The organism is Rhodococcus sp. T2V, from assembly GCF_029269925.1.
GTDB classification, from domain to species: domain Bacteria; phylum Actinomycetota; class Actinomycetes; order Mycobacteriales; family Mycobacteriaceae; genus Rhodococcus_F; species Rhodococcus_F koreensis.
Genome location: NZ_JARJBD010000119.1, coordinates 1 through 25,208 on the forward strand (window position 1 = coordinate 1; position 25,208 = coordinate 25,208).

At 66.7% G+C, this 25,208-nt stretch carries 24 protein-coding genes and 2 pseudogenes; 10 read left to right on the top strand and 16 right to left on the bottom strand.

Annotated features, from left to right (window positions below; translation table 11 throughout):
- Together P3H15_RS47345 and P3H15_RS47350 are read right to left on the bottom strand one after the other, a co-directional pair.
- Positions 1-424, bottom strand: a pseudogene (locus P3H15_RS47345) (hypothetical protein); the annotation flags it as partial.
- A 194-nt stretch (positions 425-618) separates the two neighbouring features.
- Positions 619-1,656 carry an LLM class F420-dependent oxidoreductase gene (locus P3H15_RS47350; RefSeq protein ID WP_276143666.1) on the bottom strand — a complete coding sequence of 346 codons (1,038 nt, stop codon included), beginning with the start codon at positions 1,654-1,656 and terminating at the stop codon, positions 619-621.
- Positions 1,657-1,735: 79 nt separating this feature from the next.
- Between P3H15_RS47350 and P3H15_RS47355 the strand changes: the two genes are divergently transcribed.
- From P3H15_RS47355 to P3H15_RS47375, 5 genes are read left to right on the top strand one after another with little or no spacing between them, the layout of a single operon-like run.
- Positions 1,736-2,716, top strand: coding sequence for a Zn-ribbon domain-containing OB-fold protein (locus P3H15_RS47355; RefSeq protein WP_276143689.1), 981 nt, complete (start codon positions 1,736-1,738; stop codon positions 2,714-2,716).
- Between the two features lie 12 nt (positions 2,717-2,728).
- Positions 2,729-3,793 (top strand): thiolase domain-containing protein, encoded by a 1,065-nt coding sequence (locus tag P3H15_RS47360; RefSeq protein ID WP_276143667.1) that lies wholly within the window; start codon positions 2,729-2,731, stop codon positions 3,791-3,793.
- The gene (locus P3H15_RS47365; protein ID WP_276143668.1) at positions 3,793-4,968 is read left to right on the top strand and encodes a thiolase domain-containing protein; all 1,176 of its coding nucleotides are present in this window, start codon (positions 3,793-3,795) and stop codon (positions 4,966-4,968) included. Before P3H15_RS47360 ends, P3H15_RS47365 begins: the two co-directional genes overlap by 1 nt.
- Positions 4,969-4,985: 17 nt before the next feature.
- A complete protein-coding gene (locus P3H15_RS47370) occupies positions 4,986-5,849 on the top strand; it encodes a TIGR03619 family F420-dependent LLM class oxidoreductase (protein ID WP_072947861.1) in 864 nt (287 codons plus the stop codon).
- A gap of 10 nt (positions 5,850-5,859) precedes the next feature.
- On the top strand, positions 5,860-6,273 hold the full coding sequence (locus P3H15_RS47375) for a nuclear transport factor 2 family protein (protein ID WP_276143669.1): 414 nt from the start codon (positions 5,860-5,862) through the stop codon (positions 6,271-6,273).
- 9 nt (positions 6,274-6,282) lie between these two features.
- Here P3H15_RS47375 and P3H15_RS47380 read toward each other — a convergent pair whose 3' ends face one another.
- On the bottom strand, positions 6,283-7,539 hold the full coding sequence (locus P3H15_RS47380) for an erythromycin esterase family protein (protein ID WP_276143670.1): 1,257 nt from the start codon (positions 7,537-7,539) through the stop codon (positions 6,283-6,285).
- An 87-nt stretch (positions 7,540-7,626) separates the two neighbouring features.
- Entirely contained in the window at positions 7,627-8,883 is a 1,257-nt protein-coding gene (locus P3H15_RS47385; protein ID WP_276143671.1) for a cytochrome P450, read from the bottom strand.
- A 160-nt stretch (positions 8,884-9,043) separates the two neighbouring features.
- On the opposite strand from P3H15_RS47385, the gene P3H15_RS47390 reads away from it, so the two are divergent.
- The 3 genes from P3H15_RS47390 (at position 9,044) to P3H15_RS47400 (ending at position 11,465) form a co-directional block, all read left to right on the top strand.
- Entirely contained in the window at positions 9,044-10,207 is a 1,164-nt protein-coding gene (locus tag P3H15_RS47390) for a steroid 3-ketoacyl-CoA thiolase (protein WP_276143672.1), read from the top strand.
- Between the two features lie 9 nt (positions 10,208-10,216).
- Entirely contained in the window at positions 10,217-10,702 is a 486-nt protein-coding gene (locus tag P3H15_RS47395) for a nitroreductase family deazaflavin-dependent oxidoreductase (RefSeq protein WP_276143673.1), read from the top strand.
- A gap of 97 nt (positions 10,703-10,799) precedes the next feature.
- On the top strand, positions 10,800-11,465 hold the full coding sequence (locus P3H15_RS47400) for a GNAT family N-acetyltransferase (protein WP_276143674.1): 666 nt from the start codon (positions 10,800-10,802) through the stop codon (positions 11,463-11,465).
- Positions 11,466-11,508: 43 nt separating this feature from the next.
- Here P3H15_RS47400 and P3H15_RS47405 read toward each other — a convergent pair whose 3' ends face one another.
- The 10 genes and pseudogenes from P3H15_RS47405 to P3H15_RS47445 all read right to left on the bottom strand — a co-directional run.
- The gene (locus P3H15_RS47405) at positions 11,509-13,119 is read right to left on the bottom strand and encodes an acyl-CoA synthetase (protein ID WP_276143675.1); all 1,611 of its coding nucleotides are present in this window, start codon (positions 13,117-13,119) and stop codon (positions 11,509-11,511) included.
- 13 nt (positions 13,120-13,132) lie between these two features.
- On the bottom strand, positions 13,133-14,389 hold the full coding sequence (locus P3H15_RS47410) for a hypothetical protein (protein WP_276143677.1): 1,257 nt from the start codon (positions 14,387-14,389) through the stop codon (positions 13,133-13,135).
- Positions 14,383-14,931, bottom strand: a complete 549-nt coding sequence (locus P3H15_RS47415; protein ID WP_276143678.1) for a nuclear transport factor 2 family protein — start codon at positions 14,929-14,931, stop codon at positions 14,383-14,385. Before P3H15_RS47415 ends, P3H15_RS47410 begins: the two co-directional genes overlap by 7 nt.
- A complete protein-coding gene (locus P3H15_RS47420) occupies positions 14,931-15,146 on the bottom strand; it encodes a ferredoxin (RefSeq protein WP_276143679.1) in 216 nt (71 codons plus the stop codon). The genes P3H15_RS47415 and P3H15_RS47420 overlap by 1 nt, the downstream gene beginning before the upstream one ends.
- Complete coding sequence (locus tag P3H15_RS47425) at positions 15,146-16,498, bottom strand: cytochrome P450 (protein ID WP_276143680.1); 1,353 nt, start codon at positions 16,496-16,498, stop codon at positions 15,146-15,148. The genes P3H15_RS47420 and P3H15_RS47425 overlap by 1 nt, the downstream gene beginning before the upstream one ends.
- The gene (locus P3H15_RS47430) at positions 16,495-17,280 is read right to left on the bottom strand and encodes an SDR family oxidoreductase (RefSeq protein ID WP_276143681.1); all 786 of its coding nucleotides are present in this window, start codon (positions 17,278-17,280) and stop codon (positions 16,495-16,497) included. Before P3H15_RS47430 ends, P3H15_RS47425 begins: the two co-directional genes overlap by 4 nt.
- Positions 17,273-18,499, bottom strand: coding sequence for a cytochrome P450 (locus tag P3H15_RS47435; protein ID WP_276143682.1), 1,227 nt, complete (start codon positions 18,497-18,499; stop codon positions 17,273-17,275). Before P3H15_RS47435 ends, P3H15_RS47430 begins: the two co-directional genes overlap by 8 nt.
- Positions 18,500-18,504: 5 nt before the next feature.
- Entirely contained in the window at positions 18,505-19,065 is a 561-nt protein-coding gene (locus P3H15_RS47440) for a TetR/AcrR family transcriptional regulator (protein WP_072947826.1), read from the bottom strand.
- A 23-nt stretch (positions 19,066-19,088) separates the two neighbouring features.
- Positions 19,089-19,223, bottom strand: coding sequence for a zinc ribbon domain-containing protein (locus P3H15_RS55940; protein ID WP_369426232.1), 135 nt, complete (start codon positions 19,221-19,223; stop codon positions 19,089-19,091).
- A gap of 28 nt (positions 19,224-19,251) precedes the next feature.
- Positions 19,252-20,343 (bottom strand): annotated as a pseudogene (locus P3H15_RS47445) (cytochrome P450); the annotation flags it as partial.
- A gap of 84 nt (positions 20,344-20,427) precedes the next feature.
- Between P3H15_RS47445 and P3H15_RS47450 the strand changes: the two are divergent.
- Together P3H15_RS47450 and P3H15_RS47455 are read left to right on the top strand one after the other, a co-directional pair.
- Positions 20,428-21,030, top strand: coding sequence for a TetR/AcrR family transcriptional regulator (locus tag P3H15_RS47450; RefSeq protein ID WP_276143685.1), 603 nt, complete (start codon positions 20,428-20,430; stop codon positions 21,028-21,030).
- Between the two features lie 121 nt (positions 21,031-21,151).
- Positions 21,152-21,679: a hypothetical protein gene (locus P3H15_RS47455; protein ID WP_276143686.1), complete on the top strand. Its 528-nt coding sequence runs from the start codon at positions 21,152-21,154 to the stop codon at positions 21,677-21,679.
- A gap of 315 nt (positions 21,680-21,994) precedes the next feature.
- Here the strand turns inward: P3H15_RS47455 and P3H15_RS47460 are convergent, their stop codons facing one another.
- Both P3H15_RS47460 and P3H15_RS47465 read right to left on the bottom strand, forming a co-directional pair.
- On the bottom strand, positions 21,995-22,357 hold the full coding sequence (locus P3H15_RS47460; protein ID WP_276143687.1) for a hypothetical protein: 363 nt from the start codon (positions 22,355-22,357) through the stop codon (positions 21,995-21,997).
- A gap of 193 nt (positions 22,358-22,550) precedes the next feature.
- On the bottom strand, positions 22,551-24,791 hold the full coding sequence (locus P3H15_RS47465) for an NADP-dependent isocitrate dehydrogenase (RefSeq protein WP_276143688.1): 2,241 nt from the start codon (positions 24,789-24,791) through the stop codon (positions 22,551-22,553).
- Between the last annotated feature and the right edge of the window lie 417 nt (positions 24,792-25,208).

The following is a 25,208-nucleotide window of genomic DNA, read 5'->3' on the forward strand; positions in this document are numbered from 1 at the left end:
GCATTCTCCCACACCGCCAACCCCCACCGCCTCGATAAATCAGCGGGCTCCTAGGCATGCGCGACGTGCGCTCGACCTTGACGAAACCCGTGGACTGCACCCGACGATCGACCGCGACGAGAACATCCACGTCGCCGGAGTAGCTCCCGAAACCGTGACACCGCAGGGCCGAACGTCCCGTGACGAGGGAGTCCCGGCCGCAGAACAGAAGAGCTGCGAGCACTCTGTGCTGGAACGACGGCTGCCCGTTCTGGAGGAGCACGATTCCTGGAAGGAGGCGCTGCCACGGTCCACCGGACCGACACCGCGCCGAGATCGTCGATCGAGCCAATCCGAGGCGTTCGAGTTCCGACGACCGGACGACGCCGGCCACCCCCACCTGATCGAGCAACTCCGGCCGCTGACCCCAATTCCCCCGTCGCATCACCTCATGCTGCCAGCGGAGGGTGCGTCGCAACAGGCCGAATCTGCGCCCTGTGGATAACCCACGTTCCCGGCTCGGACGAACGGGACGCTCGTTCGATCTAACGCAACGAGCGTCCCGTTCATCCGAGGACCAAGACCCGGGGGCAGCCGAGGGGCGGGGCAGCCGAGGGGCGCGGAGGTCAGCCGGAGGGGTCAGCCCAGGACCGCGGCGGAGAGTTCGCGGACGTGGTCGGCGTCGCGGCAGGAGACGAGGAGCATGGTGACGCCGGCGTCGGCCCAGCGTTTGACGTCGGCGCGGACTTCGTCGACGTTGCCGATGATCATGGTTTCGGTGACCATCTCGTCGGGGACGACGGCGGCGGCTTCGTCCTTGCGGCCTGCGCGGAAGAGGCGTCCGATTTCGTCGACCTGTTCGCCGTAGCCCATGCGGGTGTAGACCTGGGCGTGGAAGTTGAGTTCGGGGGCGCCCATGCCGCCGACGTAGAGGGCGGTGATCGGTTTGAGGCCGGCGATGGCGGCGTCCCTGTCGTCGGTGACGATGACTTGGCAGGTGGCCGCGACTTCGAATTCTTCGCGGCTGCGTCGGGCGCCGGGGCGGGCGAAGCCTTCGTCGAGCCATTCGTTGTACATGGGCGCGAGGCGGGGTGAGTAGTAGATGGCGAGCCAGCCGTCGGCGATCTCGGCGGTGAGCGCGACGTTCTTGGGACCTTCGGCGCCGAGCCAGATCGGGATGTCGGCGCGGAGTGGGTGAGTGATGGGTTTGAGCGGTTTCCCCAGGCCGGTGCTGCCGGGACCGGTGTAGGGCAGGGGGAAGTGCGGGCCGTCGCTGGTGACGGGTTCCCGCCGCGACAGCACCTTGCGGACGATGGAGACGTATTCGCGGGTGCGGGCGAGCGGTTTGGTGAACGGCTGCCCGTACCAGCCTTCGACGACCTGCGGTCCGGAGACGCCGAGGCCGAGGATGGCGCGGCCGCCGCTGAGGTGGTCGAGGGTGAGGGCGTGCATGGCGGTGCTGGTGGGTGTACGCGCCGAGATCTGGACGACGGACGTGCCGAGCCGGACGCGGTCGGTGCTCGACCCCCACCAGGCGAGGGGGGTGAATGCGTCGGATCCCCACGATTCGGCGGCGAAGACGGCGTCGAATCCTTCGGCTTCGGCAGCGGCGATCAACTCCGGGGCATTCGCCGGCGGCTGTGCGCCCCAGTATCCCAGTTGCAACCCGAGCTTCATCGTGTGCCTCCGCATCGACCGTCGTCAGAAGTGACCCTTGCCACAAACACTAGAACCTGTTCTACTCGAAGTTGTGAGCATGGGAAAGAGCGCGGTGGCCGAAAAATTCTCGAACGAACCGTTGAGCGCCCCGCTGAAACTTCAATTCGACTACACGCGATCGGTGGGCCCGACCATCGGAGCCTTCGTGACCGCGCTGCGCGACCGCAAGGTCATCGGCGCCCGCGGCTCGGACGGACGCGTCTACGTCCCGCCGCCCGAATTCGACCCGAACACCGCCGAACCCCTCACCGACTTCGTCGGGGTCTCCGACGCCGGGACCGTGGTGAGCTGGACGTGGATGCCGGAACCGATTGCCGGACAGCCACTCACCACCCCGTTCGCGTGGGCGCTGATCAAGCTGGACGGCGCCGACACGTCCCTGGTGCACGCCGTGGACGTCGCCTCCCCCGCCGGAATGAGCACCGGCATGCGGGTGCGGGCGCGGTGGGCGCAGGAACGCGTCGGGCGGATCCAGGACATCGCGTGCTTCGAACCCGGGGAGTCGACCGGCGAATCCGGACCGCCGTCGGAGTCGGAACCGGTCACGATGATCACGACGCCGATCGATCTCGACTACCTGCACTCCGCGTCCGCCGAGGAGAGCTTCTACCTCCGAGGATTGAAGGAGGGCAAGCTGATCGGTGGCCGCACCGGACCGGGCGGCAAGGTGTACATCCCGCCGCGCAGCGCCAACCCCACCGACGGCATCCCGACGAAGGAGCAGGTGGAACTGCCGGACCGGGGCATCGTCACGACGTTCTGCATCGTGAACGTCCCCTTCCTCGGGCAGCGGATCACGCCGCCGTACGTCGCCGCCTACGTGCTGCTCGACGGCGCGGACATCGCGTTCCTGCACCTGATCCTCGACTGCGACGCCGCCGACGTGCGGATGGGCATGCGAGTGGAGGCCAAGTGGAAGCCCCGCGAGGAGTGGGACTACACGCTCGAGAACATCGAGTACTTCCGGCCGACGGGCGAGCCCGACGCCGAGTACGACACCTACAAACACCACCTGTGAGGGCGCGGCACAATGACAGATATCGCAGTCGTCGGATTCGCGCACGCACCGCACGTGCGTGAGACCTCCGGCACCACCAACGGCGTCGAGATGCTGGTTCCCTGCTTCCAGCAGCTGTACGAGGAACTGGGAATCACCAAGTCCGACATCGGTTTCTGGTGCTCGGGCTCCTCGGACTACCTGGCCGGCCGTGCGTTCTCCTTCATCTCGGCGGTCGACTCGATCGGTGCGGTACCCCCGATCAACGAGTCGCACGTCGAGATGGACGCGGCCTGGGCGTTCTACGAGGCCTGGATCAAGATCATGACCGGCGAGGTCGACACCGCCCTGGTGTACGGCTTCGGCAAGTCATCGGCGGGCAACCTCCGCAAGGTCCTCTCGATGCAACTCGACCCCTACCTGGTCACACCCCTGGCCCTGGACTCGGTGTCACTCGCCGGACTGCAGGCGCGTCTCGGACTCGACGCCGGGAAGTGGACGTCCGAGGAGATGGCGGCGGTGGCCGCGCGCAGCCGGGCTGCGGCCGAGAGCAACCCTAACACCCAGTTGTCGGGGCACGTCGACATCAACGAACTGCTCGCGAGCCCTTTCGTCGCGGATCCGTTGCGCGCCCACGACTGCGCGCCGATCACGGACGGCGCCGCCGCCGTCGTTCTCGCGTCCGGAGACCGTGCCCGAGAGCTGTGCGAGCGACCGGCGTGGATCACCGGGATCGAGCATCGGATCGACTCCCCGAACTTCGGCGCCCGTGACCTGACGGTCTCGCCGTCGACGACGGCGTCGGCGCGGGCCGCCACCGGCGGGGACGTCGGCGGTATCGACGTGGCCGAACTGCACGGACCGTTCACCCATCAGGAACTGATCCTCCGCGAGGCCATCGGACTGTCCGATGCGACGACGATCAACCCGTCGGGTGGCCCGCTGAGCGGGAACCCGATGTTCTCCGCGGGTCTGGAACGCATAGGTTACGCAGCCAAGGCCATCATGGACGGCAACGCCGGGCGCACGCTGGCGCACGCCACGAGTGGTGCTGTGCTGCAACAGAATCTGGTCGCAGTCTTGGAGGGACGCAACTGATGGCGAATCAATTGGCCGCCGTACTGGGCACCGGTCAGACCCATTACGTGGCGAAACGGCACGACGTGTCCATGGCCGGGCTGGTGCGCGAGGCGATCGACCGCGCGATGGAAGACGCGCGGGTGGGCTGGGACGACATCGACGCCGTCGTGATCGGCAAGGCCCCCGACCTGTTCGAGGGGTCGATGATGCCGGAGCTCGCGATGTCGGACGCACTGGGCGCCAACGGCAAACCGCTGCTGCGTGTGCACACCGCCGGCTCGGTCGGCGGTTCGACCGCGTGCGTGGCGGCGAGCCTCGTGAAGTCGGGGGTGCACAAGCGGGTGCTGACGGTGGCGTGGGAGAAACAGTCCGAGTCGAACGCCATGTGGGCGCTGTCCACCCCGATTCCGTTCCACATGCCGGTCGGCGCGGGCGCGGGCGGATACTTCGCCCCGCACGTCCGCTCGTACATCCGGCGGTCCGGCGCACCCGAACACATCGGCGCGATGGTGGCGGTGAAGGACCGGCTGAACGGTAGCCTCAACCCGTACGCCCATCTCAAGCAGCCCGACATCACCCTCGAATCGGTGCAGGCCTCGCAGATGCTGTGGGATCCCATCCGCTACGACGAGACGTGCCCGTCCTCGGACGGCGCCTGCGCGCTGGTGATCGGCAACGAGGAGGCTGCCGAGCAGGTCGTCGCGGACGGTCGCGAGGTGGCGTGGATTCACGCGACCGCGATGCGCACCGAGCCCACCACGTTCGCCGGACGCGACCAGGTGAATCCGCAGGCCGGCCGGGACGCGTCGGCCGCGCTGTGGAAGGCCGCGGGAATCAAGGATCCGCTCGACGAGATCGACGTCGCCGAAATCTACGTCCCCTTCTCCTGGTTCGAACCGATGTGGCTCGAGAATCTGGGCTTCGTCGCCGAGGGCGAGGGCTGGAAACTCACCGAGGCGGGCGAGACGGCCATCGGCGGCCGGCTCCCGCTCAACGCGTCCGGCGGCGTCCTGTCGTCCAACCCGATCGGGGCCTCCGGGATGATCCGGTTCGCCGAGGCGGCGATGCAGGTGATGCACCGCGCCGGCGACCACCAGGTGAAGGACGCGCGCAAGGCACTCGGCCACGCCTACGGCGGCGGTTCGCAGTACTTCTCGATGTGGGTGGTCGGTTCCGACCGACCCAACAACTAGTAGTAGGGACGTCACCAGTGAAATTCACCGTCGGCATCGCCATGAATCCCCTCGATCAGTTGCCGGCTCTCGCGAAAACAGCCGAGGAGTGCGGGTTCTCGTCCATCGCACTCCCCGACTCGCTGTTCTTCATGGAGAAGCAGAGCGCGGACTACCCGTACACACCGGACGGCTCCCGGATGTGGACCGAGGAGACTCCGTGGGTGGATCCGCTGATCGCGGCGGCCGCGATGGGTGCGGTGACGTCGAAGATCGAGTTCTACACCCAGGTCCTCAAGCTGGGGTCCCGCAATCCGGTGCTCCTGGCCCGCCAGGTGGGATCGGTGGCCAACCTCATCGGCAACCGGTTCGGTTTCGGTGTCGGGATCGGCTGGGCACCCGAGGAATTCGAATGGTGCGGGGTGCCGTACGCGAAACGCGGCGCCCGCGTCGACGAGATGATCGACGTCATCAAGCTGATCCTCGGCGGCGGGATGGTCGAGTATCACGGTGAGTTCTACGACTTCGACCGCCTGCAGATGAGCCCGGCCCCGACGAAGCCGGTGCCGTTCTACGTCGGCGGGCACACCGACGTGGCCCTGCGCCGCGCGGCCCGGGTCGGCGACGGCTGGACGTCGGCGATGATCAAATTCGACGATCTCGTCCAGGTCATCGCGCGACTGCGGGAACTGCGGGAGGAGTACGGCCGGGCCGATCTGCCGTACGAGATCCAGACCGTCTGCATCGACCGTTTCGGCAAGGACGGCTACGCCGAACTCGCGGACGCCGGCGTGACCGACACGATCGTCGTCCCGTGGGTATTCGACGGCATCGGCTTCGACGGACCGCTCGACGCCAAGCAGGAGTCGCTGCGCAAGTTCGCAGACCAGTACATCGGATAGGAGTGTGGACATGACGACGACCGACCATCCTGCCCGCCTCGCCGGACAGGCGTCCCGCGCAGCGGCCAGCGGCAGGCGCAAAGAGGAGTGGCTGGCCCTGTTCGCCGAGGACGCGTGTGTCGAAGATCCCGTCGGTCCCTCGGGTTTCGACCCCGAAGGCAAGGGGCACCACGGCCTCGACGCGATCTCCCGGTTCTACGACATGACGATCGCGACCACCGAATCGCTCGAATTCCTCATCACCGATTCACTGGTGTGCGGCAACGAGAACGTGAACATCGGGACCATCCGGTCCACGGTGGCGGGATCGCAGATCGACGCCGAGGGCGTGTTCGTCTACCGCGTGAACGACGAAGGCAAGATCACGTCGCTGCGGGCCTTCTGGGAGGTCGAACGGGCGATGAAGACACTGCGCAAGGTCTGAGGATTCGGATCACCCCGCGGCCTCGTCGAGGTGCCGGACGAACAGGACGGCGTCGAGTTCGCCCAGGCACGCGGGGTCCAGCGGGAAGTACGTGGAGTTGCCCGACGGGTCGGCGCGCTTCTCCGCACCGCGGACGGCGTCCGCCACCGCCGCGGCAGGCACGAGACAACTCTCGCCGACCGCGAAGAGCAGATCCTCGAGGGTGCCCGGTGGCGGCTGTTCGATACCGTGACCGGGCGCCTCACCGACCGCGGAACCGATGACCGTGTACGCGTCGCCGAACCGCAGGTCCAGGTGGGCACCGGCGCACCACCAGCGCAGGTGCATTCCGGCGAGATCCCAGTGGGTTTCACCCTTCATCAGATGGCCGTTGTGGCCGAAGACGAACGTCGGGCCCCGATCGGTCTCCCTCCGCACCAGCGCGGACAGGTTGTCCGCCATGAGGGTGTCGCGGATCCCCAGGAGCCTCGTGATGCGGCGTGGGGAGTTCTCTGCCATTCCGGCGTGATAGCTGAGCAGGCGGGTGGCGACACGGCCGTGCAGTTCGGCCTCCCACCAATCGTCACGCGTGCCCGCAGCGACGAGGCGAGGAGCCTCCGACGCCAGCAGCGTCATCAGGTCGTCGGCGATCAGACGCAACTGTCCGGCTTCGGCGGTGGCACCGACGGATCGGGCCGGGTCCATGGCGACGGCCGGGTCGCTCCAGCGGACGTCGTCGCCGATCAGCGCGGAGATCCGGTCCGGGGTGCAGGGCAGATCCCGTTCGTCGAGGTGGGTCCGCAGGTAGGTGTCGAGGAAGGTCAGGGCCTGCCGGGGGCTGTCGGCGGACGTCATCTCGATGGGGGCGTCGAAACCGAAGAACCGCACCTGCTCGCCCGGTTCGCGTCGGCTGTTGTGGTCGGCCATCCATCGGACCAGGTCGCGGTTGGCCCGGGACTCACCGAAGCCGTGGCTGAAACCCTGTGCCATGACGTCATTGAGCGGCAGGCCGTTCGCGCCCCGCACGAAGGAGTCGACGAGTATCCCCTTCAAGCAACTGCTTTCGATCGCGAGGGATCGGTAGCCGTCGTGTTCGACGAGGTACCGGAACATCTGATTGCGGAGCAGCAGAAAGCTCTCCTCCCCATGCATGGGCTCGCCGAACCCGAGCAGGCGCGGCGCGGTGTCCAGGCCGCGAAGGAACGCGCCGAGGGCGGCGGTGACGCTCGGGTCGCCCGGGGCCGAGAAACCGAAACCCAGGTCGTGGACGATGGACCGCACGGTCATGACCTGCTCCCACCCTCCTCGGGCAGAAAGGGAACAGCGGCGTCGGAGAGGATGAGGGTGCCCTCCGACGCCGCTGAATCAGGGGGGTCAGTGTCTGACCGGGCAACCGCCTGACGCAGTGTTGTAATCGACCTGAAACTCCTTGATACCGTTGAGCCAGCCCGAGCGCAACCGCCGCGGATCTCCCAGCTTACTGATATCGGGCAGGTGATCCGCAATCGCATTGAAGATCAAGTCGATTTCGAGGCGCGCCAGGTTGGCTCCGAGGCAGAAGTGCGCGCCCGTACCGCCGAACCCGACGTGTGGGTTGTTCTCCCGCAGGATGTCGAACTTCTCGGGATTCTCGAATGCATCCTCGTCGAAATTCGCCGAGCCGTACAGCATTACGACCCGCTGACCTTTCTTGATGTGCACGCCGCCGAGCTCGGTGTCTTCCAGTGCGGTGCGCTGAAACGAGTTGACCGGGGTCGCCCACCGGACGATCTCGTCCGCCGCAGTCTTGGGACGCTCCTTCTTGTAGAGCTCCCACTGATCGGGATGGTCGAGGAACGCCATCATGCCGTGTGTGATGGCATTGCGGGTGGTCTCGTTGCCGGCGACCGCCAGCAGGATCACGAAGAAGCCGAATTCCTCGGGAGAGAGCTCATTTCCATCGATGTCCGCCTCGATCAGCGTCGTGACGATGTCGTCGGCGGGGCACTTCTTGCGCTCGTCCGCCATCTGGTACGCGTACCCGAGGATCTCCATCGACGCGGCGTTCGGGTCGATGTCCAGTTCGGGGTCGTCGTAGCCCGTCATCTGATTCGACCAGTCGAACACCTTCAGCCGATCCTCCTGCGGCACGCCCAGCAGTTCGGCGATCGCCTGCAGCGGAAGCTCACATGCCACCTGGGTGACGAAGTCGCCGGCCCCCGATTCGGCGGCGGCCTTCACGATCTTCTCGGCGCGTTCGGTGAGTTCTTCGCGCAGGCTGTTGATCGCGCGCGGTGTGAAGCCGCGGGAGACGAGTTTGCGGAGTTTCGTGTGCTCGGGAGCGTCCTTGTTGATGAGGATGAAGCGCTGCATCTCGATGTTCTCGCGTGGAATGTCGTCGGCGAAGCGCACGATCGCGGTGTTCTCGTGGGTGGAGAAGACGTCGCTGCGCCGCGACACCTCCTTGACGTCTTCGAGCTTGCTGACGACCCAGTAGCCGTCGTCGTGGAAGCCACCGATCTCCGGCGGCTGCGGGTTCCACCAGATCGGCGCAGTCTTCCGCAGTTCGGCGAACTCCTGGTAGGGGATGCGTTCTGCGTAGATGTCCGGGTCGGTGAAGTCGAAACCCTCTGGAAGATTGGGCTGCGCCACTGCTGTCTCCTGCCCTCAGCCATACACCACTCAGTGATGTGGAACACGTTCTACTAGCATTGAAGCACAAGCCGGGCGACTAGCAAAGGAAAGCTCAATCAGACCTTGCCCGGATAGCAGAACCTGTTCTATTTTCTGAGAACAAGGAAAGGAGCCCGCCGTGGGCACACCCGTCATCGTCGAGGCAGTTCGCACCCCCATCGGAAAGCGCGGTGGCTGGCTGTCCGGATTGCACGCCGCCGAGATCCTCGGCGCCGCTCAGCGGGGCATCCTCGACCGCTCCGGCATCGACCCCGAACTGGTGGAGCAGGTGATCGGTGGTTGCGTCACCCAGGCCGGTGCGCAATCGAACAACATCACCCGGACCGCGTGGCTGCACGCCGGACTGCCCTGGCAGGTCGGCGCCACCACGATCGACTGTCAGTGCGGCTCCGCGCAGCAGGCCAACCATCTGATCGCGGGCCTGATCGCCACGGACGCCATCGACGTCGGAATCGCCTGCGGCATCGAGGCCATGAGCCAGGTGCCGCTCGGGGCGAACGTCGGGGAGAACGCCGGCCCGCGCAGGCCCGCCGACTGGGACATCGACATGCCCAATCAGTTCGAGGCCGCCGAGCGCATCGCCCGCCGCCGCGGCATCACCCGCGCCGACGTCGAAGCCCTCGGAGTGCGTTCGCAGGCCCGTGCCAAGCAGGCGTGGGACGAGGGGCGCTTCGACCGGGAGGTGCTGCAGGTGACGGCACCCGTCGTCGACAAGGACGGCAACCTCACCGGGGAGAGCCGGGTCGTGACGCGCGATCAGGGTCTGCGCGACACCACCGCGGAATCGCTCGCCAAGCTGAAGCCCGTGCTCGAGGGCGGCATCCACACTGCGGGCACCTCCTCGCAGATCTCCGACGGTGCCGCCGCCGTCATGCTCATGGACGAGGCCAGGGCGCGCGCCCTCGGCCTGAAACCACGGGCCCGCATCATCTCCCAGGCGCTCGTCGGTTCCGAACCCGAATTCCACCTCGACGGACCCGTCCAGGCCACGGCGCGCGTCCTCGAACGCAGCGGCATGAAGATCGGCGACCTCGACCTGTTCGAGGTGAACGAGGCGTTCGCCTCGGTCCTGCTGTCGTGGGCGTCGGTGCACGAACCCGACATGGACAGGGTGAACGTCAACGGCGGCGCGCTGGCGCTCGGACATCCCGTGGGCAGCACCGGGTCCCGGCTCATCACCACCGCGCTGCACGAACTCGAGCGCACCGACGGGTCGACGGCCCTGATCACGATGTGCGCCGGCGGCGCGCTCGCCACCGGCACCATCATCGAGCGGATCTAGGGCCGCCCGATGAATGCGACCGCCCCCGCCCGGCCGCCGGGCCTCGACTCGAAGTGGACGGCCACCGTCATCAAGTGGATGTCGAAGTTGAACGTCGTGCTGTACCGGCGGACGGGCGGGCGGCTGGGCAGCAAGTGGCGCGTCGGCAGCGCCTTCCCCCGCGGGTTGCCTGTCTGCCTGCTCACCACCACCGGCCGCAAGAGCGGCGAGCCCCGGATCAGCCCGCTGTTGTTCCTCGAGGACGGCGACCGCATCGTCCTCGTCGCATCGCAGGGCGGCCTCCCGAAGCACCCGATGTGGTACCTGAACCTACGCGCGAACCCGCAGGTGACGGTCCAGGTGAAGTCGCGGGTCCGGCCGATGACTGCCCAGGTGGCGGACCCCGGGGAACGCGCGCGACTGTGGCCGCGGCTCGTCGACATGTACGCGGACTTCGACAACTACCAGGCCTGGACGGATCGCACCATCCCCGTCGTCGTCTGCACGCCCCGATAGCTGTATGTACCGTCGGGTAACGCGTGCCATGTCGCAGGACATCTTGCAGTATTGACGCGTACGGACTTGTACGACGGCCGAGGGCGAGGAATTGCAGATGAGTACACAGGTTCAAGATCGGATACACGACCGTCGAGAGCTCACCGCGGTCCTGCTGCGCGCACTCGAGCAGCGGCACGAGGTTCTCGACGCCATCGTCGACAGTGAGGACCACTCCGAGGCCCTCACCACCGTCGCCGGGCTCCTCGAGACGACCGAGGCGTACGCGGAAGCCGTCCTCAACCTGACCTTTCGCCGTCTCACCAAGGTCGAGCGGCGCCGCATCCAGACGGAACTGAAGGACCTCGACGCCACGCTGGAGTGGACGTCGACGGACCGGCCTGCGAGCACAGGCCGCAACTTCCGCCTCCGCCCGTTCACACAGACCGAGGAGGACGCCGAACTGTTCCGGCGCCGCTGCGTCGAACAGGTCGACGACACGGGCACGCAGTGGTCCGAGGAGCGGGTCGAGAAGGAGCGCGCGGAGGGCCTGAGCCGGGTCGACGACGAGTCCGCCGCGTGGTTCGTGTGTGAAGACACCGAAGAGAACACCGCCGTCGGCATGGTTTTCGGCGAGTTGTCGGGACGCGAGGTCGACGTCGCGATCTGGATCTCCCCCGACGCCCGGAAGAAGGGCTACGGCACCGCGGCCGTGAAGCACAGCCGTCAGGAACTCGCCGCCGAATTCCCGGGAACGGTCCTGGTCGTCCGCGCTCCCGCCTGACCCGTACGTGAGTGGCGAAGCGTGCGCGAGCACACTTCGCCGCTCACGTGCGGTGGTCGGGGTCGCGCTGCTTGGTGACGCCCTGGGCCCAGCGGTAGTCGGGTTTGCCGCTCGGTGTGCGCTGGACGGCGTCCTCCACCCACACCAGCCGCGGAATCTTGTAGCCGGCCAGACTCTGCCGCACGTGCTGCTCGAGGCCGGCGAAGTCGACGCCCCGGCCGTCGCGCGCCTGCACGACCGCGGACACCCGGTGCCCCCACCGTTCGTCGGGGACGCCGACGACGATGGCGTCGTAGACGTCGCGGTACGCCTTCACCGCGCTCTCCACCTCTTCGGCGAACACCTTCTCGCCGCCGGTGTTGATCACCATGTTGCCGCGACCGAGCAGGGTGATCGACCCGTCGGCCTCTATCCGCGCGCGGTCGCCGGTGACGACGACCGATTGTCCGTCGACCTCCCGGAAGATCTCCCGGGTCTTGTCCGGGTCGTTGTAGTACCCCTGCGGAACGTACCCGCCCTTCGCGAACCAGCCGTCGATCCCGGAGCCGGGTTCGACGGGACGACCCGCGTCGTCGATCACCAACGCGTAGCGCCCCGCCGGGACCCGGGGACCACCCACCTGCGTCTCCCCCTTGGTCGCGAAACCGATTCCACCGAAACCGGTCTCGGATGCACCGATCGAATCGGACACCAGCAGCCCGGGGAACGCCTCGAGGAACGCGTCCTTGATCACCGGGGAGAACAGCGCGGCGCCCGACGCGACCACACCGAGACTCGACGTGTCGGTCCGGGCCGGGTCGAGGGCCTCGATCAGCGGCCGCCCCATCGCGTCGCCGGTGATGATGAGGATCTGCACCCGGTGCCGCTCGACGAGGTCCCACGTGCGGTCGGCGTCGAATTTCGATTCCAGCAGCACCGTGTTCCCGCTGAACAGCGCGGTGAACGTCGGCATCATCGCGGCGGCGTGGATCAGGGGCGGCAACGCGAACCACAGGGTCGGCTCCCCCTGCGACCCGACCCGCGACTGCTGGTACTCGTCGTCGATCGCCTCACCGGTGTAGAAGTCGAGGCCGCCGGCGAGGACGCGCCAGATGGCCTCGTGCGTCCACACCACACCCTTCGGACGTCCGGTGGTACCCCCGGTGTACATGATGAACAGGTCTTCGGAACTGCGTCCGCCGAAGTCGCGGTCGCCGCTGCCGGACAGCGCCTCCTCGTACGGGACGGAGTCGCTGCGCAGACCGGCGCCGCCGAGATCGTCCTCGACGACGACGGTGTGCCGGATCCTCGGCAGCGACGGCAGCACCTCCGCGATGCGCGGCGAGTAGATGCGGTGGTGGACCACGGCGTCGAGTTCCGCGTTGCCGTAGACGTAGGCGAGTTCGTCGCTGGTGTACCGGTAGTTGATGTTCACCGGGACCGCGCGAATCTTGTACGCCGCCAGCAGCGTCTCCATGGTCTCGATCGAGTTGTGCAGGTGCACGCCGATGTGCGAACCGGCGGTCAGTCCCGCGGCCAGGAAATGATGGGCCAGCCGGTTGGCGCGGTCCTCCAGTTCCCGGTACGTGACGCGGCGAGCGCCACAGATCAGCGCCACCCGCTCCGGCATCACGTCGACGGAGTGCTCGAACAGATCTGCCAGGTTGTAGGCCACGGGGAGTGTCCTCTCAGACGACGGTGAGTGGAAGGGGAATCCCTCGATCGGTGAAGGCGAAGTCGGCCCCGGTGCTGAACCGCGTGAGCGCGACCTCGGGCGCCTCCTTCGCGGGCGGTTCACCGGTCACCACCTCCACCGTCAGCGCCGTGTCCGTCTCCTCGAGCACCTCTACGGCGAACTTCGGCGACACCCCGCGCACCAGCGCGGTCAACGGCGCGAGATGCTCGCCGTCGATCATGGACGGCCACGCCCCGTCGACCGACGCTCCGCACTCGCGGCCGAGGGTCAGCAGCAGTCGGTGGTCGAGGGAGATCGTGACGTCCACGTACTGACGGGGATTGAGCGCCGGGTGCACGGCGAGGACGACGGCCAGGCCCTCCAGATCCGCGGGCAGCCCCAGCGCGTTCCGGATCCGCTCCGACGTGAGGCCGGCGATGCCGGTGAGTTGTTTGCGGGCGATGTCGAGCGCGGCACCGGCATCCGTGCGTGCCCGCACCGCGAGCAGGAAACCGAGCGTCAGCAGGTGCTGCTGCACGCACACCTCCTCCGCGATCCGGGTCAGCGCCGAATGGGAGAAGTCCGCGAACCGCAGGTCGGCGAGGAGCGCGCCCGCGTAGTCGTGCCGTCCCGGACCGCCGGTGTCGATCGGCGACAGCCCGACCGTCGCCGCCCGCGACTTCCCCACCGTCACCAGCCCGTCCGGGACCGGCGGTGGCTCGTTCGTGTCGTCGATGGTGACTGTCCAAAGGCAGTGCGGTGTCCGGTCCGCGGGCCGTCGCGGCGGACGGTGCACGGGACGCACCTGCGCGTGCGGGTTGGTGGCCAGGGCGGTGGCGTCGAACGTCGGATCCTCGATGTCGTGGCACATGGCCATGACGTACTCGTCGCCCATCGGTTCGACGTCCATCAGCGCCCCGCAGTGATTCAGCCAGAATTCGCCGTGGTCGTGATCGGTGACGCGGTACCGGAAGTCCATGAACTGGGGCGGCGCACCGATGTCGAGTTGCAGGCCCTTGAAGATCGTCACGACGCCGTCGCCCTCGAACCCCAGCGCGCGCTGCATCCGCCGCGCGTAGATCGGGCTCGACGCCATCCACTCCTCGATCGCGACCTGCGTCATGCCCTCACGACCGAACGCCCCGATGAGGTGCGGCATCCCGGAGCGGTCGATGAGGTGACCGCACAGCAGCAGTTCCGGCACGAGGATCGCCAGATCCTCGCGGGACAGATCCGCGAACGACGCCGGAACCTTCACCGTGCTCACCACAGCGGGACCGGAGCCTTCCCGACCGGGTACCACCCCGGCAGCCGACCGGACGTCGCGCGCTGGATCCGCGCGTTCATGCCGTCGGACATCGCGTTGTTCGTGATCATCTCGAGGAACAGGCTCGAGACGTTGCCGAAGTCGAAGAAGTCACGCTGCCAGGACCATTGGAAGTTTCCGCCATACCGGAACCAGCTGCCACCGATCCCGGTGACCTGATAGTGCGTGCCGTCGTCGCGGGTGCGTTCGGACACCTGCTTCCAGAATCCGATGACGTCGCAGCTGCGGTCGTCGATGACGAACTGCTGATACGGGTATTCCCAGCCCTCGAGCCCGTCCATCTCCTGCCCGAGCGCCAGGTCGCGGATCTCGTCCCGGCCGATGGCCATGAAGTCATCCTTCGGCCCGTAGTTCCACCCGTACGTGGCGTCCTCGGTGTACATCTCGGCCAGCGGCTTCCAGTCGCCGAGCGACTCGCACCGCTTGTTCTCGTCCACCCAGCGCTGCACCATCTCGTCGAGTTCGGCGCGGTCGAAAGGGGTCATCAGGATTCTCCTTCTGAGTCGGTGTCCGCGAGGATCCGCAGGGCCTGGGTCGGGCAGAAACGCACGGCGCTCTCGACCTCCGCGCGCAGGTTCTCGGGTGGGTCGGAGTCGAGGATTTCGACCTTGCCGTGTTTGGGGACGACGAAGACGTCGGGTGCCTCCATCTCGCAGACGGCATGGCCCTGGCACAGGTCGAGATCGGCTTCGACTTTCATCACGTGCTTCGCTTCCGGTACCTCACGGTGCACGGCTGCTGCAGCTGCACCACCATCTTGCTGTGATCGTTGCGGTACGTCTCGGACGGTTGCGCCATCTCGAACTCCCAGTCCTGCAGGAGGATCGAGAAGATCGCCTTCAGCTGCATCAGCGCGAACGCCGCTCCGACGCAGCGATGCCTGCCCGCGCCGAACGGAATCCACGTCCAGCGGTTGACGATGTCTTCCTGATTGGGGTCGATGTAGCGCTCGGGGTCGAACGTGTCGGGGTTCGGGAAGTCCTCCGCGATCCGGTTGGAGATCGCCGGCGTCGCCGCCACGAGATCGTTCTCCGCGATCCGGTAGCCGCCGACCTCGAACTCGCCCCGCGCGACGCGCAGCAGGATGATCAGCGGAGGGTGTAGCCGCAACGTCTCCTTCAGTACCGCTTCGAGTTTCGGGATCTGCCGGAGCGCTCCGAAGCTGATGTCGGAGCCGTCCGAATAGAGATCGTCGAGTTCCGCGACCACCTGCTTCGCGTAGTCCGGGTGCCGCAGCAGTTCGATCAGCGTCCAGGCCGCGGTGCCGGACGTGGTGTGGTGCCCGGCGAACATCATCGAGATGAACATGCCGGTGATCTCGTCGGCGGTGAAGCGCTCGTTTCCGTCCTCGTCCTTGATCGAGACGAGCACGTCGAGCATGTCCCGATCCTCCTTGCCCTGCGGAGGATTCCGGATGCGCCCGGTCATGATGTCCTGGACGAGGGCCACCAACTGCACCCGCGCCTCGTCCCGTCGGCGGAAGCTCTCGATGTCGGCGTACGGGTCGACGTAGGCGATGGGGTCGGTGCCCTGCTCGAGTTCGTGGTACAGGTGCGCGAACCGGCCGTCGAGCTGTTCCCGGAACTTCGTGCCGATCAGGCACGCCGACGACGTGTAGATGGTCAGCTCCGCGAAGAATTCGAGCAGATCGATCTCACCCTCGTCGCCCCACTGCGCCACCATCCGGTCGACCTCGTGGGCGATCGTCGCGGCATGGCCCTTCATCTGCTCACCGCGCAGCGCCTGGTTGTGCAGCATCTCCTTGCGACGCTCGGGGCTCGCGTCGAACACGACCCCCTCGCCGAAGATCGGCTTCATGAACGGGTACGCGGCCTGCTGGTCGAGATCCTCGTCGGTGGAGCGGAAGAAGAATTCGTTGGCCTCGGCGCCGGACAGCAGCACCACCTTCTTGTCGGCGAGCTGGAAGACGCCGACGTTTCCGCATTCCTCCCGGACGCGGCGCATCAGCGCGATCGGGTCGGTGCGCAGCTCGTCGAGATGTCCGTGCTCGTGCTCACCGCCGGATACACGTTGCGGGGTAAACGGATTCATTCTCCATCCTTTCGGAGGGGCGCCTCGGGCTGCACCTCGATCAGCACCAGGTGTGCGCCGCGGGGCGCACTGACGGTGGCGACGACGGCGTCCGCGATCGCGGAGGCGCGCAGGAAGTACGAGTGCCGGGCGAATCCCCATTTTGCCCAGTCTTCGAGGACGGGTCCGATGACCTCCTCGGTGGTGTTCATCCCCATCGACGTCTGGGTGGGCCCCGGGCGCACGACCGAGGCCCGGACACCGGTGCCCTCCAGTTCCATCCGCATCTGCCTGCCCATCATCTCGACACCGGCCTTACCGGCGTTGTAGGCGCCCATCCTGGGCCGGGGCGTATCCGCACAGTCGGATCCGATGAGGACGAAGTCTCCGCGCCGGCGTTCGATCATGCCGGGAACGATGCGGTGCGCGAGACGCTGCGCCCCGACGAGGTGGACGTTGACCTGGTCCAGGAACTGCTCCGGGTCCATCTCGTGTGCGACGGAGAACTCGAGGTCTCCGGCTCCCGACAACGCGATCTCGATGGGGCCCAGCGCGTTCTCCGCCGCGGTGACGAAGTCGTCGACCGACGCGGTGTCGGTGACGTCGAGGAAGTGCGCGAACGCTTCTCCCCCGTTGCTGCGGATCTTCTCCGCGATCTCCTCGCACTCCGCGACCCGGCGGGCGCCGAGCGCGACGGGGTGGCCGGCCTCGGCGAGCGCGTAGGCCGTCGCCGTGCCGATGCCCGACGACGCCCCGGCGACGATCGACGGCCGGCGCTGCGGATTGGGTTCGAACCTAGGCATCGCGGACCTGCACTTTCAGGGGGAGGGTGGCGAAACCACGGACGTTGGTCGAGTGGACCCGCACGCTGTTCGCCTCGTCGACGTCGTAATCATCTATGCGGGAGACAAATTCGGTGAGGGCGATCCGCGCTTCGAGCCGAGCCATGTGGGCGCCGAGGCAGAAGTGGGTGCCGCCGCCGAAGCTCGCCAGCTTGTTGGACGAGTCCCGGCCGATCCGGTATTCGTCGGCGTCCTCGAACACCGCCGAGTCGCGGTTCGCTGAGCCGATGAGGATCAGCACCTTGTCGCCGGCGGGGATCGTCCGGTCGTGGAAGTCCAGGTCGACGGCCGCCGTCCGCGCGACCATCTGGCTGGATGTGTCGAAGCGCAGCGTCTCCTCCACCCAGTTGGGCACGCGGCTCGCGTCGTCGAACACGTGCCGAGCCTCGTCCGGGTAGCGGAACCCCCAGTAGAGCGCATTGCCGAGAAGTTTGGTGGTGGTCTCGTTGCCCGCCACCACCATCAGGAACATGAACGCGATGATCTCGTCGTCGGTGAGCCGGTCGCCGTCGATCTCCGCTTCGAGCAGGGCGGACGTGAGGTCCTCGGTCGGCTTCCTGCGCCGCTCCGCCAGCATGTCGGCGTAGTAGCCGACGAGATAGAGCGACGCCTCCATCGCGGCGTGCGGCACGTCGAGGACGCCCTCCTCGCGGTGCACCACCAGATCGGCGAGCCGCCGGAGTTCGACGCGATCGGCCTCCGGCACTCCCATCAACTCCGAGATCACGTCCATCGGGAGTTTGCCGGCGAACTCGGCGATCCAGTCGAACTCGCCCGCCTCGAGTGCCGGATCGAGGTACCGCCGCGTCAGGTCCAGGATCCGCCCCTCGAGTTCGTTCACCCGCCTCGGGGTGAACCCGCGCGACACCAGCTGGCGCATCCGCATGTGCCGCGGATCGTCCAGCGCGAGAAAGGACATCGTCTTGTGGGCGTGCGGTCCGTAGGCCGCCGGGTCGAGCGACACCCCGTTCGCGCTCGACAGGCGCTGGTTGTCCCGGAACGCCGCGACGACGTCCGCGTGCCGCGACAACGCCCAGAAGTCGAGTTCCTCGTTGTAGTAGACCGGCGCTTCTTCCCGCAGTCTTCGATACGTGACGTACGGATCTTCATGGAAGCCATAGTCGTACGGATTGAACGTCACCGGATTGTGTGACACCCCGGGCATCGAGGCTGCGGTCATGGCATCTACTCCAGAATCAGCTTGGCGGAAGTTTCGAGTCGATCGGCGAATTGGGCGTAGGACCCGTATCCCATTCCCGCGCGGACCAGGCCGCCGGCGTACAGCAGCTCCAGCGCCTCGAGGACGTCGGGATCGTGGCCGTCGCCCAGTGCGGTGGCGAGGCGATCACGGATCTCCAGCCCGATGCGGGCGCGGAGGTGCTCCACGTCGGGGTCGCGGCCGAGTAGCGCGTTGGTGACGGCGCCGGCGAGTTCGGGTTCGTCCGCCACCAGCAGAGCGATGTGGCGGAGCACGGCGACCACGCGTCCGGTGCGATCGAGTCCCTCGTCCGCCGGCTGCGGCGCGGCGGCGAGACGCCGCCAGAAGACCTCGGCGACGAGGTGCTCCTTCGACGAGAAGTACGTATACGCCGTCGCGGGCGCGACGCCGGCGATCCCGGCCACCGAACGGACGGTGAGCCCGGCGAACCCCTCTTCACGCAGTACTTCGACGGCCGCCCTGGTGAGACGGTCGACGGTGTCGGCCTGCTTCTCGGTCAGACGGCGGCGGGTGGACTCGAAATTCATACTGGACACGTGTCTGGACGCTACTACAGTTGCCAGCGGCTGGCAACGAAAATCGGGGTCTCACACCGGACTGCGCGGGTGAATCCGCACGGGCATCGTCTTGATGCCGCTGATAAAATTCGACCGCAGCCGGGACACCTGCCCGGTGGGTTCCACACGGTCGATCCGCGCGGCGAGGGTCTCGAACAGAATCCTCAGTTCGAGCCGCGCCAGGTGCGCGCCGAGACAGAAGTGCACCCCGCTACCGCCGAACGCGATCTGCGGGTTGGGACTCCGGCCGATGTCGAACCGGTACGGTTCGTCGAACACCGCCTCGTCCCGGTTCGCGCTCGGGTAGTAGATCACGACCTTGTCACCGGCCCGGACCAATTGGTCGCCGATGTACGCGTCCCGGGTGGCGGTGCGCCGGAAATCCATCACCGGGGTCACCCATCGCAGGATCTCCTCCACCGCGCTCGCGCCCAGTTCGGGCTCCGACTGCAGTCGCCGCCACTGATCGGGATGGTCGATGAACGCCTGCATCCCACCGGCGGTCGCGTTGCGCGTCGTCTCGTTCCCCGCCACCACGAGCAGGACGAAGAACATGTTGAATTCCATCTCGGTGAGCGTGTCGCCGTTCTCGTCCGGCTGCACGAGCGCGGTGACGATGTCGTCCCGCGGCTCGATGCGTCGTTGCGCGGCAAGCCCGTTCGCGTACAGGAAGATCTCGGCCGCAGCCATCTCCCCGTCGGCCTGGGTGGTGCCGTACTCGGGATCGTCGAAGCCGATCATCCGGTTGGACCAGTCGTACAGCTTGTCGACGTCCCCGGGAGGCGCACCCAGCAGTGCCGCGATGACCTCGAGCGGAAGTGGCGCCGCCGCCTCGGGGACGAAGTCGACGTCACGCGCCTCGAGCAGTCGGTCGACGATCCGGGTGCAGATGTCGCGGATGTGCCCCTCGAGCACCTTCACCGTGCGCGGGGTGAATCCGCGACTGACCAGGTGCCGCAACCGGGTGTGGTCGGGCGGGTCCAGATTGACGAGCATGGCAGCCTGCTTCGCGCGGGTCTGCTCGTCGAAGTCGTCGATCTGGGTGGTGCCCACAGCAGACGAGAACGTCGCGCTGTCACGGGACACGGCGACGACGTCGGCATGCCTGGTCACCGCCCAGAATCCGGTGCCGTCCTCCTCCGGTTGCCAATGGACGGGGTCGCTCGCCCGCAGGTGGTCGAAGAATGCGTAGGGCACTCCCGCGGTGTAGACGTCGGGGGATTTCAGATCAATCCGAGATGCGGTCATTCACTGCTCCTCGATCGATAAACGAATGGGATGCGTCTTAAACTACACACTTTCATCTATAATGGAAGACCGTATGCTGAGGCCATGGCGAAAGGACAGAACGCACCGATCCGACGTCGCACCCTCACCCGCGACAAGGTCGTCGATGCCGCGATCGAGATCATCGACGAACTCAGCTGGGAGCAACTGTCGATGACGAGCCTCTCGGCGCGCCTGAACGTCGTCACCGCCTCGCTGTACAACCACGTCCGCAACCTCGACGACATCCGCGGCGCCGTTCAGGTACGCACCATGACGGAACTCGGCGCGCACCTGCGCGAGATCGCCATGGGCCGCACCGGCCCCGACGGCCTCCGCGCACTCGTCGACGCGCACCGCGCCTGGGCGACCGCGCATCCGCACCGGTACCAGACACTCACCACCAGCCCCGTCGACCGGGACGCCTTCATCTCCGCCGCACTCGACGCCAACACGGCACTACGGACAATGCTGGCGTCGTGCGGACTGCCACCCGAAGACACCCTCGACGCCGCCGTCAGCGTCTTCGCCGCCATGCACGGCTTCGTGATGCTGGTGAACACCGACTTCCTCGGCAACGAACTGGATCTGGACTCGATCTACGAATCCGTACTGCACGGAGCACTCGCCAGCGTCGGGTGGCCGGAACGCACGCCCACACGGTCCTGACAGCGCGCAAGCTTGTCCACCGACCGGGTGTGCCCCAATTCATCAAAACCATTCCGATCGGTCGCTTTTTGCTGCACCATTCACAGAGGACGACCCACGCCCCGACGAACAGGACACCAGGATGCGCACGATCGCCCGCACCACCCTCCTCGCCGCAGCGACCATCCCCCTGGCCATCGCCGCCGCGCCGGCATCGGCCGCTGAAGCCACCGACGTCACCTACGCCTTCGGCGTCGACGGATCGACCGTCACCAACACGATCACCAACAACACCGGCGCCACGATCGGCTGCACGACCTCGCTCGCCCTCGCCCCCGACGGCGTGCTTCCACCGATCGCCGAAGTCGTCGGCCCCGGACAGTCCCTCTACCAGCAAGACGACATACCACCCGGGACCACCACACAGTCGGTGCTCGACGTCCCCGACGGCTCCTATGTCGCACTCGCCTCCTGCGGGAGGGAGGGCGACGACCCTGCGCTGTGGGTCTCCGACTACCCCGGCGTCGAGCAATTCCTGGTCCAGTTCCCGATGACCGCCTACACCGTGGAGCAAGCATCCTCGGTCGTCACCGTGCCGAGTGTCGCCCCCGCGCCACCCGCCGTAGCCATCCCCGACGCGAGTGGTCTGGGCCAAATCTTCGGCAGCTGACCGCAGCCGTCATTGACAGACGGCACTCATCGTCCGCAACGGAGGGCAAGGAAGGGTGAGGATGTTCGAAAGGTTCTCCGACCACGCACGCAGGGTCGTCATCGTCGCCGCCGTGACCGCCCGCGCACACCACCGGCCCGACTCACATAATCCCCATCCGACTCAGCGACGACGAAAACACTCGCGCCGATCTCACCGCCCGCGCCGCCGGACAACGCCTCGAAACCTGGATTCACGACCGCATCGCCGACGCCCTCGAACAACCCGAGTAGGCACCATCGAATACTGCAGTGCCGCAGGGGCGCTGCAACACAGTCAGTCCGGGGTGAAGAACAACTCCATCCCGATGAAGAACCACGCCACCAACGCAGCCATCGGCACAAACGCGCACACCAACGGCAGAGCGAACTGCCGGGCCGCGCGCCACGGCACCGCCATCAGACCGCATGCCACGACCATCACCGCAGGCCCCGCCCAACTGACCCAGTACTCGACCGGCGGCGGATCCGATCCGAACGAGGTGAACGAGCCGTGCGGATACACCCGCGGCTGCGGAGTTTCCGCGAAGCGCTGCCACACCATCACCGCCGGCGCATAGGCGAAGAAGCCCAGCAGCAAACCCGCCGTCACGCCCAGCGAAATCCGCCAACCCCTCCCCGACCCGGCGTGTGTCACCACCGACCTCCCCTGCGCCAGGGCATTCCTTGGACTGCTCGACGACCTGGCGGTCACACCGTCCGCGGCGGGACCGACCACGACCGGCCGTTGTCCCGCCACCACGGCACAGCATCGCTGAATTACGTTGTACGGGAACAACCCCGACAAACCACGACACCCCCGGGGTCGGACCCGGGGGTGTCGTGATTCGGACTCAGTTACGCACGGCCTCGAGCGTGCTGTTCAACGTCGCGCTCGGACGCATCACGGCGGCGGTCTTCTCACCGTCCAGCTTGTAGTAGCCGCCGATGTCGACCGCGCTTCCCTGCACCTCGATGAGTTCCCGCACGATGGTGTCTTCGTTCTCGTCCAGTGCCTGGGTGAGCGTGGCGAAGCGTTCCGCCAGTTCCTTGTCCTCGTCCTGCGCGGCAAGTTCCTGCGCCCAGTACTTCGCGAGGTAGAACTGGCTGCCCCGGTTGTCGAGCTCGCCGGTCTTGCGCGACGGGTTCTTGTTCTCGTCGAGCAGCTTGCCGGTGGCCGCATCGAGCGTCTTGGCCAGGATCTTCGCGCGCTCGTTGTCGGTCTTGGTGCCGAGTTCCTCCAGGCTGACGGCCAACGCCAGGAACTCACCAAGCGAATCCCAGCGCAGGTGGTTCTCCTCCACCAGCTGCTTGACGTGCTTGGGCGCCGAGCCGCCTGCACCCGTCTCGTACATGCCGCCACCGGCCATCAGCGGCACGATCGACAGCATCTTGGCGCTGGTGCCGAGTTCCAGGATCGGGAACAGGTCGGTGAGGTAGTCGCGCAGGATGTTGCCGGTCGCGGCGATGGTGTCCAGACCGCGGATCAGGCGTTCCAGGGTGTACCGCATCGAGCGCACCTGAGACATGATCTGGATGTCGAGGCCCTCGGTGTCGTGATCCTTCAGGTACAGGTTGACCTTCTTGATCAGCTCGTTCTCGTGCGGGCGGTACGGGTCGAGCCAGAACAGGACCGGCATGCCGGAGTTGCGTGCCCGGGTGACCGCGAGCTTGACCCAGTCGCGGATCGGCGCGTCCTTGACGGTGCACATGCGCCAGATGTCGCCGGCCTCGACGTGCTGGGTGAGCAGCACCTCACCGGTCTCGACGTCCACGAAGTTGGCGTCGCCCTCCTCCGGAATCTCGAAGGTCTTGTCGTGCGAGCCGTACTCCTCGGCCTTCTGCGCCATGAGCCCGACGTTGGGGACGGTGCCCATGGTCGTCGGGTCGAATGCGCCGTTGGTCTTACAGAAGTTGATGATCTCCTGGTAGATGCGCGCGAACGTGGACTCCGGCATCACGGCCTTGGCGTCCTTGGGCCGTCCGTCCGCGCCGTACATCTTGCCGCCGGAGCGGATCATCGCAGGCATCGAGGCGTCCACGATCACGTCGCTGGGCGAATGGAAGTTCGAGATGCCGCGGGCGGAGTCGACCATGGCCAACTCGGGACGGTGCTCGTGGCAGTCGTGCAGGTCCTGGATGATCTCCTCGCGCTGCGTGCTGGGCAGCGACTCGATCTTGTCGTAGAGATCGCCGAGGCCGTTGTTGACGTTGACGCCCAGTTCGTCGAACAGCGCCTGATGCTTGGCGAAGGCATCCTTGTAGAAGGTCTTCACCGCGTGGCCGAAGACGATGGGGTGCGACACCTTCATCATCGTCGCCTTGACGTGGAGCGAGAACATGACGCCCGTCTTGCGCGCGTCCTCCATCTGCTCCTCGTAGAAGTCGAGCAACGCCTTCTTGCTCATGAACATGCTGTCCATGATGTCGCCCTCGCCCAGGTCCACCTCGGGCTTGAGGACGATCGTCTCGCCGGCCTTCGTGACCAGTTCCATCCGGACCTTGCGCGGCCGGTCCAGCGTCATCGACTTCTCGGAGTGGTAGAAGTCGCCGTGCCGCATGTGTGCGACGTGGCTGCGCGAGGCCATCGACCACTCGTCCATGCTGTGCGGGTGCTTGCGGGCGTACTGCTTGACGGCCCGGGGTGCGCGACGGTCGGAGTTGCCCTCACGCAGGACCGGGTTGACGGCGCTGCCGAGGATCTTGCCGTAGCGCTGACGGATGTCGCGCTCCTCGTCGGACTTGGGGTCGCCCGGGAAGTCGGGAATCTTGTAGCCCTTGCCCTGCAGTTCCTTGATGGCGGCCAGGAGCTGCGGCACGGACGCGCTGATGTTGGGCAGCTTGATGATGTTCGTCTCGGGCAGCTGCGTCAGGCGACCCAGCTCGGCAAGGTTGTCGGGGACGCGCTGCTCTTCGGTGAGGTTCTCGGGGAACTCGGCCAGGATCCGCGACGCCACGGAGATGTCGCTGGAATCGATCTCGATGCCCGCGGCACCGGCGAAGGTCCGCACGATCGGCAGGAAGGCGTACGTCGCGAGCAGCGGCGCCTCGTCGGTCAACGTATAGATGATGGTCGGCGGCTTATGGGCGCTCATTTGTTGTTGTTCTCCCGCGTCAGTTCGGTTAAATTCACAGGTTCAGCGTGCAGTTATCGGATCGCGACGAGTATCAGGTTACGTTGCGGCATCGCCGGCGACTTGTTCGAGCACCGCTACCCGCGAGTAACAAACTCACTACCCTCTGGGGTCCAGCTCGAGCAGCCTTGGAAGGCGACCGCGGGAAGATCGCCGGGACCGCAATCCGGACCAACGTATGAACGTCCTGCCTCCCGAGCCACCGGCAGCGCATCGATCGGGAAATTTCTGCGTCCCTTGGCATTACAAACAGGATCGAATATTCCTCACGGGCACCCCGATCCGAAACCCGGTGCGGGTTCCGGCCCGGGGTGCTCGGGTGGTTCTCGCTAGCCGGTGACGCCTTCTGCGCGAGCAGCGGCGGCGACTGCCTCCGCG